Source organism: uncultured Streptococcus sp., from assembly GCF_938036805.1.
Lineage (GTDB): Bacteria > Bacillota > Bacilli > Lactobacillales > Streptococcaceae > Streptococcus.
Window position 1 is genome coordinate 1 of record NZ_CALHWC010000069.1, and the last position, 11,017, is coordinate 11,017.

9 protein-coding genes are annotated in these 11,017 nt (G+C 42.2%); 2 read left to right on the forward strand and 7 right to left on the reverse strand.

Going from position 1 to position 11,017, the window contains the following annotated elements; genetic code table 11:
- Positions 1 to 88: 88 nt before the first annotated feature.
- From Q0191_RS02830 to nagB, 4 genes are all read right to left on the reverse strand, one after another.
- On the reverse strand, positions 89 to 1,048 hold the full coding sequence (locus tag Q0191_RS02830; RefSeq protein WP_297663652.1) for a competence protein CoiA: 960 nt from the start codon (positions 1,046 to 1,048) through the stop codon (positions 89 to 91).
- A 158-nt stretch (positions 1,049 to 1,206) separates the two neighbouring features.
- Positions 1,207 to 2,373 (reverse strand): MFS transporter, encoded by a 1,167-nt coding sequence (locus Q0191_RS02835; RefSeq protein WP_297663661.1) that lies wholly within the window; start codon positions 2,371 to 2,373, stop codon positions 1,207 to 1,209.
- Positions 2,374 to 2,456: 83 nt separating this feature from the next.
- Positions 2,457 to 3,788 carry a D-alanyl-D-alanine carboxypeptidase gene (locus Q0191_RS02840; protein WP_297663663.1) on the reverse strand — a complete coding sequence of 444 codons (1,332 nt, stop codon included), beginning with the start codon at positions 3,786 to 3,788 and terminating at the stop codon, positions 2,457 to 2,459.
- Between the two features lie 123 nt (positions 3,789 to 3,911).
- Complete coding sequence (gene nagB / locus Q0191_RS02845; RefSeq protein ID WP_297663653.1) at positions 3,912 to 4,619, reverse strand: glucosamine-6-phosphate deaminase; 708 nt, start codon at positions 4,617 to 4,619, stop codon at positions 3,912 to 3,914.
- Between the two features lie 316 nt (positions 4,620 to 4,935).
- Between nagB and queA the strand changes: the two genes are divergently transcribed.
- Both queA and Q0191_RS02855 read left to right on the forward strand, forming a co-directional pair.
- Positions 4,936 to 5,964: a tRNA preQ1(34) S-adenosylmethionine ribosyltransferase-isomerase QueA gene (gene queA, locus Q0191_RS02850; RefSeq protein WP_297663654.1), complete on the forward strand. Its 1,029-nt coding sequence runs from the start codon at positions 4,936 to 4,938 to the stop codon at positions 5,962 to 5,964.
- A gap of 14 nt (positions 5,965 to 5,978) precedes the next feature.
- The gene (locus Q0191_RS02855; RefSeq protein WP_005590761.1) at positions 5,979 to 6,449 is read left to right on the forward strand and encodes an arginine repressor; all 471 of its coding nucleotides are present in this window, start codon (positions 5,979 to 5,981) and stop codon (positions 6,447 to 6,449) included.
- 378 nt (positions 6,450 to 6,827) lie between these two features.
- Here the strand turns inward: Q0191_RS02855 and Q0191_RS02860 are convergent, their stop codons facing one another.
- The 3 genes from Q0191_RS02860 to arcC form a co-directional block, all read right to left on the reverse strand.
- Positions 6,828 to 8,162 (reverse strand): dipeptidase, encoded by a 1,335-nt coding sequence (locus Q0191_RS02860; RefSeq protein ID WP_297663656.1) that lies wholly within the window; start codon positions 8,160 to 8,162, stop codon positions 6,828 to 6,830.
- A 21-nt stretch (positions 8,163 to 8,183) separates the two neighbouring features.
- Complete coding sequence (locus Q0191_RS02865; protein WP_297663658.1) at positions 8,184 to 9,698, reverse strand: YfcC family protein; 1,515 nt, start codon at positions 9,696 to 9,698, stop codon at positions 8,184 to 8,186.
- 212 nt (positions 9,699 to 9,910) lie between these two features.
- Positions 9,911 to 10,858 (reverse strand): carbamate kinase, encoded by a 948-nt coding sequence (gene arcC / locus Q0191_RS02870; RefSeq protein WP_297663659.1) that lies wholly within the window; start codon positions 10,856 to 10,858, stop codon positions 9,911 to 9,913.
- Between the last annotated feature and the right edge of the window lie 159 nt (positions 10,859 to 11,017).

The following is an 11,017-nucleotide window of genomic DNA, read 5'->3' on the forward strand; positions in this document are numbered from 1 at the left end:
TCTGTTGGGAAAATGGTGCTCAAATCCCAAGTATATTTTTCTTCAATTTCATTTCTTTGTTTTGCCATAGAAATTTCCTCCATCTTTTCTATTTTATCATAAAAGTGGGGGAAATCCTCGCATAAAATACTGGTGGATAGACAATTTGAAGCTGCTTATTTTTTTCAGCCTGATAATAGCGATGAAAGTGCTGATAATAGGGATTCAAGTCTCTTGTTATTTGGCAAAAGGAGCTGGCCTGGACAGGCCGAACCTGCGGATAAAAATCCTCGGCTGACTTGGTCAGAAGATTGTCTCCTTTCTGATAGAGCTGGGCTTGGAGCTTCATCCATCGAGGCTGCTGGTAATAAAGCTGCTGACGAACATAGCGACAAATCTCGGGATCCTGCTTAGCCAGATAGCTCTCTAGCCCCTGCTTTTGAAAGGGACTGCGCAAGACGGATAAAAGACAGCCTTGGCCAAAAGGAAAGGATTTGACCTTGTACTGAGCTCGCCCATGCAAGTCCTCGTGAATCAGATACTTAAGCCGAAGCTCCTGCTTTCTCTCATCCAATTCCCAAAGATGAAAGCCCATATTTTGACTAAAATAAAGAAAGTCCTTTTGTAGTTTCGTCAGCGACTGTTTTAACCATAATTTCTTGCCCAAAAGCCAGAGAACCTGATAGTCATGCTGGCGGTAGGATAGCGTCCTTTCCTCAAGTCGTTCCTGACTGAGGGGACTGCATTGGACCTCCAGCGCTATACGACCGTCCAACAAAAGGTCAGCAATCTGCCTTATCTCAGGCAAAAATGCCTCCACCTGAACCTCTTGGCTTTGCTTTCCCCAGCTATAAAGTCCCGCTTTCAAGTTCAAATGCTCCGCACTTTCATTTTCCGCATAAAACGAGCAATCTTCAAGAGAAATATGCGCAAAATGTGGCCGCATGACCCTTCCATTTTTAAAACGGACCTCCCCGGAACAGGCCGGACAAAAGAGTTGTTGGCCATGAGACGGCTGATTTTCCATCGCATTCAGCAAAATCCCCTCTTCATTTTTCGCAAGCAACATGAGCATTTCCCTTTCAAAACAATGTCTTTTATATCTTTATTCGTAATTAAAACACCAAAGAAAGGGCTTGTGAAATGGAACGAAGTATTATTTATTCTCTCACTTATGTAATCTCCCAAAACAAAAGCGAGCTGAAAAAATTCCAGACTCGTTTTTTCTTATCCAAATAAATTCTGATTCTTTTTTTCAGGAACTTTCAAGAAGAGGGCAAGCAAGAGCACTAGACCTATAATGGCTGCCAACATAAGATTCATCCTGTCATAGCCAAAGTGATCCAAGATAGACCCTGACATATTCTGAATGAAAATCGTGCCCAAATTTCTCCCTGTCTGTAGTAACGCAAAAGCGGTCACCAAATATTTTTCATCCACCAAATTTGCTACGATGCGCAGACTAAGCATGGTCAGTACCATGCCAGAAGCATGTTTGGAAAGCAGGGTGACTACAATTTTCGAACCCAAGCCAAAGTTTAAAGCATAAACCGCATACTGAAGAAGCATCATACCTAAGCAGATATAGAGCAACTTTTTGACAGAGATTTTATCCATGAAAAGGTAGGAATAAAAGATTAAAGGCGCCTCGCAGAGTACAGAGACAGCTACGACCGTCGTTACCCAGTCAACACTCAAACCACTGGCTTCTAGCATGGACGGAATATAAGTATGACCTGTATTGCCCACACCTGAGTAAAGGGCAACAAGAATGAGATAAAAAAGATAGGTTCTGTTTTTAAGAATGGCTGAAAAGAGCGATCGACCTCTTTTTTCAGTCTTTTTCGTCAACCTATCCCGCTTAGGATTCATGCCAAGAACCCCTATAATACTCAGCAGCATGGTTCCAATAAAGACCAGATAAATGGCCTGGGGAGAAATATTTTTATAAATCAAACCTGCCAGCTGTGAACCGACGGCATAACCGATTGTCCCCCAAATTCGAATTTTCCCGTATTTATAAGGGCTCTGGGTCGCCAATACATCCATCACTGTGCTGACTCCGTTAATGAGCATCAAGACAAAACTGTAGCAGATGGCTAAGAGCCAGAGATTGTCAGCTTGCATAAAAAATATGGCTCCCATAATGATCAATCCAAAGCTGACAAGCGAAACTCTCTTGATTCCGAGTGTATCACTCAACATTCCCATGATGGGTTGAGCCAGCATGGAAGAAAAGAAGGAAGCTGATACGACAATGGATACTTGACCCGCCGTGTACCCCTGATCCAGCATATAAACCGATATCAAGGTCGAAAACAACGAAAGTGAAAGAAAATAAAAATTATACATCAGAAAATAAGCAAAATAGCTATTAGAAAACTTTTTCCCCATCATCAAAACCTCTCCAAAAATAGAATAAAACTCAGTTTCTAGGAACTGAGCTTTATTTCAGCTTGCCAAATAAACACAAGCCTTTATTTAAATCTTTGCTTTCTAGCAGCTGCTTTAGCTTTTCTCGATTTCCGATTCTCGATATAGAAAATCAGAACAATAATGACAATTGGCAAGGCAATTAACCAGCGGTTACTCAGCAGGTCACTATACCAGACTTTATTATTGTCTTTTTCAGTAACTTCTTCCTTGTCCTTGGCAGATTGGGCAACAGAAGCATCTACTTCCTCCACTTTCATCTCATCAGAGATCTTTGGAGAGAGCGTGTACAGATCATTTCCAGCCTTCAATACACCATTCTCAACTACAGGCTTTGCCTTCGCATCTTTTTTGATTGTCGCATAAAAATCTTCGGGCAGATTGTAAGTTTTTCCACCAATCTCCTGCTTCCCTTTAGAGAACAGTTTCTTGTACTCGTAGTCAGCATAAGATTTTTCGATCAAGGCATTTCCAAATGGATGGCGGTAATATTCACCATCTTGGTCAGACCAGTCACCAACACCCATGATAACGCCAATCACGCGCTGGTTTCCACGCTTGACAGTTGCAATGTAATTAAAAGCACCGTTCGGACTTGAGCCCGTCTTCAGACCATCTACTCCCTCTAGAGCATAGCGAGCACCCGGCAATGAGTAATTATAAGTCTCAAATGTTTCTTCATAAGGCGTGCCAGCCTTGACAGTTACTTTAGCCTGATTGGTATAATTTAAAATATCTGGATAGTTCTTTACAAAATTATAAACTAAAATCCCTAAATCACGCGCAGTCGTTTGGTTGCTAACATAATTATTATATCTCTGAGGAGTATAGTAACCTTTGAAGGAAACTGCTGCTGCACCACTAGCATTGAACCATTTGGTGTTGGTCATGCCTAGTTCCTGTGCTTTGGCGTTCATCTTATCCAAGAAAGCATCGGGATCGTTATCTGATAGGTAATTTGCCAGCATCACTGTTGTTGCGTTAGAGGATGGGACAACTGTCATGGTAATCAGTTCAGAAACAGTATAATTGACCCCAGCCACTATTTTATTGTTGGAAATTTCATAAATTTCCGCAATAGCTTGATCTTGCGGCGTCGCCTTAATCACCGTGTCTAAACTGAGTTTTCCCTCTTTAATGGCTTCAAAAACCAAGTACAAGGTCATGATCTTACTCATGCTGGCTGGGTCGCGAATTTCATCAATATTATCCTGCCACAGGATATCTCCCGTATTTCCATCAATCATCAAAGATGACTTAGGACGATTGATTGCTTGTACATTTTCATTGGGATACATTTTTCGTGCCATATCTACCAATTCATCTGCCGCAGCAGAAAATGGTGACAGAAAGGCAGATAAAATCAGTCCAAACACTAAAAACTTCTTCTTCACATTTATCCTCCAAAAAAATCATTCCTAACTAGTATACCATATTTTTAACAAGTTTTTTGATAAATATAAAAAATCCTACCTAAAAATTAGATAGGAAATAGATTGTTAGACTTCTAATAAACTCAAAGCTTCTTTATCAGCAATAATCACGACATCTTCATGGCCTTGAAGGGCGCTAGCTGGCACAACTTCTGTCACCTCACCTCGGACTGTTCCTGCGATGGCTTGAGCCTTAGAAGCACCATAGGCAAAAAGGATGATTGACTTCGCATCCAAGATATTCCGAATTCCCATTGAGATAGCTTGGGTGGGTACGTCCTCAATCTTCTCAAAGAAACGAGCGTTCGCTTGGATAGTTGACTGCTCCAAATCGACGATATGGACAGTGCTATCAAAACTAGTTCCTGGCTCATTAAAGCCAATATGACCATTGGTGCCAATTCCCAAAATTTGCAAATCTACTGGGTGGTCAGCCAAGACTTGGTTGTAGCGTTTCACTTCTGTTTCCGCATCTTCTGCTGCACCATTTGGCAAAAAGCTTTCTTTAAAAGGCTTTTTATTAAACAGCTGCTCATTCATGAAGTAACGATAAGACTGAGGATTATCTTCTGAAAGTCCAACATACTCATCCAAGTTTACACTGGTCAGCTCTGACAAATCTAGGTCACTAGCAATGATTTGCTTATAAAACTCAATCGGGCTGCTTCCTGTCGCTAAGCCCAGTGTTTTAGCCCCTTGAGCCAACTTCTCCTTCAAGATTTCTAAAGCTACCTTTGCGCCTTCTACTTGATTCTCAACACGAATAACTTTCATTCTGTTCTCCTATTTTTCTTGATTGATTCCTTATTTTATTATATGGTATAGACCAATTTTTGTCAAGTAGATTCTGCTCAATTTTTCAAATTTTACTGAAGGACTTAGCGTCAAATCGTGGTATAATAAAAGAATGCTATTACCAATGCTTATAATCTTTTTACTAGAAATTGCCCTTTTTACCTCTGGGCTTTTCTTAAAAAAACATCTCGGTTGGCAACTAATTTTTTTATGCCTGGGAACTTTCTTTATCAGTACTCCCTTTTTGCTTGCCGCCTACTATATCTGGATCATGAGAACTATTTAAGGAGATAGAATGAATACTGCTGATTTTGATTTTCACTTGCCGGAAGAACTGATTGCTCAAACTCCTCTGGAGAAGCGAGACTCTTCTCGCCTGCTCATTGTAGACCGGGAAACTGGCCAGTTTAGTGACCAACATTTTGACAATATTATTGACCAACTTGAGCCAGGTGATGCCTTGGTTATGAATAACACTCGTGTCCTGCCAGCCCGCCTTTATGGAACCAAGCCTGAAACTGGTGGTCATATCGAACTCCTACTCTTGAAAAATACACAAGGAGACTTCTGGGAAGTCCTAGCCAAGCCGGCCAAACGTCTAAGAGTCGGAGCGCGTGTTTCTTTCGGCGATGGTCGTTTGACTGCCACTGTTACAGAAGAGCTGGAGCACGGTGGACGGATCGTTTGCTTTGATTATCAGGGCATTTTCCTAGAAGTTCTAGAAAGTTTGGGTGAAATGCCCCTGCCACCCTATATCCACGAGAAGCTAGAAGACCGTGAACGCTACCAGACAGTCTATGCCAAAGAAAACGGCTCTGCTGCCGCTCCTACCGCTGGCCTCCATTTCACAGAGGAATTGCTGGATAAAATTGCGGAAAAAGGCGTTAAACTCGTCTACCTGACGCTGCATGTCGGACTCGGAACCTTCCGTCCTGTATCAGTTGACAATCTGGAAGAGCATGAGATGCATTCCGAATTTTATAGCTTGTCTGAAGAAGCAGCTGAAACCCTGCGTCAAGTCAAGGCAAGCGGCCACCGCATCGTTGCTGTCGGCACTACTTCTATCCGGACACTGGAAACAATCGGCAGCAAATTTGAGGGTCAAATCCAAGCAGACTCCGGCTGGACCAATATCTTTATCAAACCGGGCTATCAGTGGAAGATTGTCGATGCTTTTTCAACCAACTTCCACTTGCCAAAATCAACCCTTGTCATGCTGGTATCAGCTTTTGCTGGACGCCAACTGACACTGCAAGCCTATGAGCATGCTATCACTGAGCGCTACCGCTTCTTTAGCTTTGGCGACGCTATGTTTATCAAATAAATACAGGTGAATCTATGAATAAAATCGAAAGTAGGCATCGCCTCATTCGCTCCCTCATCATGGAAAAAAGAGTCCATACCCAGCAGGAACTCCAAGAACTACTGGAAGCAAATGGCGTTATTGTCACCCAGTCTACTCTCTCTCGTGACATGAAAACTCTCAATCTAGTCAAGGTGACCGAAAACGACAAATCCTATTATGTCATTAACAGCATCGCCCCTTCTCGTTGGGAGAAAAGGCTGCGCTTCTATATGGAAGACGCCCTAGTCATGCTCCGCCCCGTTCAGCATCAAGTCGTCATGAAAACCTTACCCGGACTAGCCCAATCTTTTGGTGCCATTTTAGACGCTCTGGAATTACCCCAGATTGTTGCTACCGTCTGCGGAGACGATGTCTGCCTGATCATCTGCGAAGATAATCAAGCTGCTATCGAATGCTTTGATAAACTCAAAGAATTTGCACCCCCATTTTTCTTTAGTAAATGACAAAAGAGAGTGGGACAGAAATCGGTAATTCGTTAGAATTCGATTTCGTCGTCCCACCTCCGCACAGTTGAGTAGGGCTGTAAAAGCTGATGAAATCAGCGTAATAGAGCCTACTCAACCACTGCGTCTTGCTCGACAATCCAAAGACAATTGAGGAGTTTGGGACAAAAAGATTTCAATTTTTAAAAATCTTAATTATTAAGCCCTTCAAATCTATAATTAAATGCGAAAAGCGAACAAAGCAGAATTCTGATTAACAGAAAACTAGTTTTGTTCGCTTTTTATATTTGAGGTCGGACTTTTGTCCCACTCTCTTTCTTTTTGATTCACAGTTTTTACTTGGAAAAATCCGCAACACTGATATCTATCCTAGCAATTTTACTCTCCTGCCAAGCGGTAGATAGTCTCAGCATAGATATCCATCGCACGATAGAGATCATCTAAAGATGCTCTTTCATTGGCTTGATGTTCCGTCTGCTCAGCCCCTGGGAATAGAGCGCCGAAGGCCACACAGTTTGGCATGGTCCGAGCAAAGGTAGCCCCACCAGAGGACATAGCTGGACTAGTATCGCCCGTCTTTTCTTGGTAGATGGCCATCAAGGTGCTGACCAGTTCGCTGTCCTTAGGTACATAAAGCGGAGCCAGATAGTCAAATTCTTCATAGCTCAGCTGGTAGCGCCCAGCAATCTCTGCTAGTTTTGCCACTAGCTGATCTTTATCCGCCAAAACAGGAATCCGAATATCAATACGGATTTCAGACTTTTCTGAGTTCAGCGTCAGACCTGCAATATTAAAGGAAAGTCTACCAGAGGGTTCATCTGAAATGTCGCCAAATAAACGGCCGCCAGTCGCATCTTCTCCCACTGCTTCCGCAATAAAGGCCAAGGCAGGATGGCCTTGTAAAGGCTGCAAAACTGTCGCCAGTCGAACAATAGCATTGATACCTTCAGCTGCATCCTTGGCATGCTTGGGCAGGCCGAGAACAGTAACTTGTTGGTCATTTTGCTCAGAGTCAAAAGAAGCTACTTGCAAACCTGCCACGACCTGCTTCAAAAGCTCTCCTTGGTAGCTAGCCTTGCCAGGCACAACATTAAAGGCTGCTCCTGCTTCTAGGTCTAGCTTATCTGAGCCAGGACCATGCAGCTTGACTTGCAAGAGGCCTTTTTCAGCATAGGTCAGAGGGAAAGAAGAATCTGGTGCAAAACCAAGCGTCGCTCTTTCTTCTAGTTCATTGTACCGCCCCATGCAGCGCCAAAGTGTCTCCTCGTCTGTACCAAAGATAAAACGCACCCGCTTTTTAAATTTTACCCCGCTATCTAACAGAGCCTTGACTGCGTAAAGAGCAGCCATTGATGGTCCCTTATCATCTTGGACACCACGTCCGAATATCCATCCGTCTTTGATAGTTGCCTCAAATGGCGGTGTCCGCCAATCCGCTTCATCACCTGATGGAACAACATCCAAATGACAGAGAACGGCCAGGAGCTCTGCTCCCTGACCGATTTCTGCATATCCGTAATAACCTTTAGGGTCAAGATAGGTAGTAAAACCTAAATCTCGACAAATCTCTAAAGTTTTTTCTAGGACATCTTGGATTGCTTGTCCAAAAGGTGTTCCATTTTCTCCTTCATTGAGTACCGAAGGATAGGAAATCAAGGTTTTTAATGATGTAAGAAATTCATCTTTAACTTGATTCGTGATATATGTTTTCATGGAATCACCTCACTCACTATTTTATAGGAATGGAAGGAAAGTTCCAAGGAGAAGAAGGGCGATAGTCACTACAATGATAGCGACAACGAGTTTGCCCATGAATTTCCACCAAGTACCGATGTTGATACGTCCAAGTGCAAGAGCTCCCATCACAATACCAGATGTTGGTGCAATCAAGTTCAAGACACCTGAAGCAGATTGGTAAGCAGTGATAATCAAGCTAGGACGTACATTGACAAATTCTCCAAGGGGAGCCATGATACCCATAGTCGCGCTGGCAAGACCAGATGAAGATGGGATCAAGAATGACATAGGCAGATAGAAGATATAAGTCAAAACGATAAAGACTTGTGAAGATAGACCGCTCAGGCCTTCTTTACCCCAGTTGAGGATAGTATCTGTAATCATACCATCGTTCATGATAACTTGGATACCACGGGCAATTGCTACGATCAAGGCAACACTGAGCAAGTCAGCAGCACCATTCATGAAGGCAGAGATAATCTTGTCTTCTTTAAGACCATAAACAACACCAATAAGGATACCCATGAAGGCAAAGAGCATTGCTCCTTCTGGGAAGTACCAAGTACCCAAAGCAGCTGTAGATGAACCAATAATCTTACCGATAACTGGAAGACCAGTCAACCAAGTGTTGAAGTTACCAAAAACAGTTATCTTCAAGTCTGTCCATGGAATGAAGCTCAATACCATCAAGACAAAAGTAAGAACAAAGAGTACGAAGACATGTTTTTGTTTCTTAGTAAGAGTTGAATTGACGTTTTCTTCATCTTCTCCAACATTGAAGAATTTCATATCTTCTTCACGTGTTGCATAAGTAAGTGATTTAGTTGGATCTTTTTGAATCTTATCAGCATACTTGTAAACGAACCAAGTGCTAAGACCAGTCAAGGCAAACCAGAAGATCAAACGAAGGATAATTCCTTCCCCAAGACCTACACCAGCAGTTGATGAAGCGATACCTGTTGCAAATGGGTTCAAGGTAGATGCCAAACATCCAATTTGAGAACCGAGCAGGATAATGGCAACCCCCGTCAAGCTATCAAATCCAACGGCCATCATAACTGGCACAAGGAGAGGATAGAAGGCCATGGTTTCTTCACCCATACCATAAGTTGTACCACCGAGTGCAAACAAAGGCATGAGAACCAAAATCAACATCTTTTCGCGGCCCTTGTATTTCTTCACAATAGAAGCAATACCCGTATCTAGCATACCAGTTTCATTGACAACGCCAAGGAAACCACCAACCATGAGGATGAAGAAGGCTACATCAATCGCTGCGCTGGTTTCTTTAATCAGCGAGCCTTCCTCTGGATGAGTACCTAGCATAGCCCGAATCGGTGCCATGAGAACATCCCAAATCCCTTGCGGATTTTGAGGTTGAGCCTTGTAAACACCATCCACAAAGGCACCTGCAGGGATGATCCAAGTCAACACTGCCATAATAGCAATGATTATCAACAAGACGGTATAAGATGAAGGCATCTTAAACCCTTTTTTAGCTTTTTCACTCATTTGTTTTTCCTCCTAATGTCTAACAAAGTGCAAAAAACCAACCACTTTCTTAAATAAATATTTAAGAAAAACGCTTTCTATTTATAATTATTTTACCATATCAAGGTCTAAAAAACTAGTATTTTTTGAAAATATCACACTTATTTTCAAGAATTATTCCTAATTTGATATAAAGATGTTAGAAATTAAATACATCTTATCAGTAAAATAACTTATCCTTTTTCAATAATTGTTCCGCTTTCAGATTCAATCAAAGCTCCAAGGTTTTCAAGGGAAGTAATAACTGCTTTTCCTTCTGGACGGCCATTGACAAAAGCGATAGCTGCTTCTACTTTTGGAAGCATGCTTCCTGGTGCAAATTGGTCTTGTTTGATATATTCTTCCAGCTGAGCAACATTCACATGTTCCAATTTTGCTTGGTCTGGTTTATTGTAGTTTACAAAGACATAGTCTACACCAGTTAAGACGATGAAGAGGTCAGCTTCGACTAATTCTGCCAAGCGTTGAGAAGCAAAGTCCTTATCAATAACAGCTTCCACACCAGCCAAATGACCGTTGTCTTCCTTGATGACTGGAATTCCTCCACCACCAGCAGCAACGACCACTTGACCAGCATTCAAGAGGGTACGAATTGTTTCGATTTCCTTGATGTCAACAGGTTTTGGTGAAGCAACAACCTTGCGCCAACCGCGGCCAGCATCCTCTTTGAAAGTCGCTCCGCTCTTTTCAGCTTCTGCTTTTGCTTCTTCTTCTGAGTAGAAAGGACCGATTGGTTTGCTCAAGTTGACAAAAGCTGGGTCATTTTTATCTACAACAACTTGTGTCACAACTGAAGCAACATCTTTTTCGATGCCTTCATCCAAGAGGGCATTTTGCAAGGCATTTTGTAGCCAGAAACCGATGCTACCTTCTGTCATAGCAACAAGTGAATCAAGTGGGAAGGCAGGGTTCTTTTCAGAATCAGCCGCCAAGTGTTGGAGCAAAAGATTTCCAACTTGAGGACCATTACCGTGAGTGATGATCAAATCATCCCCATTTTTGATCAGTTTTACAAGGTGCTTAGCTGTTTCTGCCAAAGCTTCCTGTTGAGCTTTTGCTGATGGATCAGAAGAAAGAATCGCATTTCCTCCCAAAGCTACTACAATTTTACGATTTGCCATAAGTTCTCCTTTATCACATTCAATCGAATGGCTTTAGATTTTTGTTTAATATTTTTTCAAATTTTTATAAGAAATAACAGATTTCCATCATATAAAAGAGGACTGGACTAAAGCTATTAGTCGCAGCCCTCATAGCTGTTGGTAGACGGTTTCTTATGT

What these genes read in the sequence shown, in the direction of transcription:
- queA (WP_297663654.1), top strand. Translation starts at nt 4,936, where the DNA reads ATGAATACTGCTGATTTTGATTTTCACTTGCCGGAAGAACTGATTGCT.
- Q0191_RS02855 (WP_005590761.1), top strand. Translation starts at nt 5,979, where the DNA reads ATGAATAAAATCGAAAGTAGGCATCGCCTCATTCGCTCCCTCATCATG.
- Q0191_RS02830 (WP_297663652.1), bottom strand. Translation starts at nt 1,048, where the DNA reads ATGTTGCTTGCGAAAAATGAAGAGGGGATTTTGCTGAATGCGATGGAA.
- nagB (WP_297663653.1), bottom strand. Translation starts at nt 4,619, where the DNA reads ATGAAAGTTATTCGTGTTGAGAATCAAGTAGAAGGCGCAAAGGTAGCT.
- Q0191_RS02860 (WP_297663656.1), bottom strand. Translation starts at nt 8,162, where the DNA reads ATGAAAACATATATCACGAATCAAGTTAAAGATGAATTTCTTACATCA.
- Q0191_RS02865 (WP_297663658.1), bottom strand. Translation starts at nt 9,698, where the DNA reads ATGAGTGAAAAAGCTAAAAAAGGGTTTAAGATGCCTTCATCTTATACC.
- arcC (WP_297663659.1), bottom strand. Translation starts at nt 10,858, where the DNA reads ATGGCAAATCGTAAAATTGTAGTAGCTTTGGGAGGAAATGCGATTCTT.
- Q0191_RS02835 (WP_297663661.1), bottom strand. Translation starts at nt 2,373, where the DNA reads ATGGGGAAAAAGTTTTCTAATAGCTATTTTGCTTATTTTCTGATGTAT.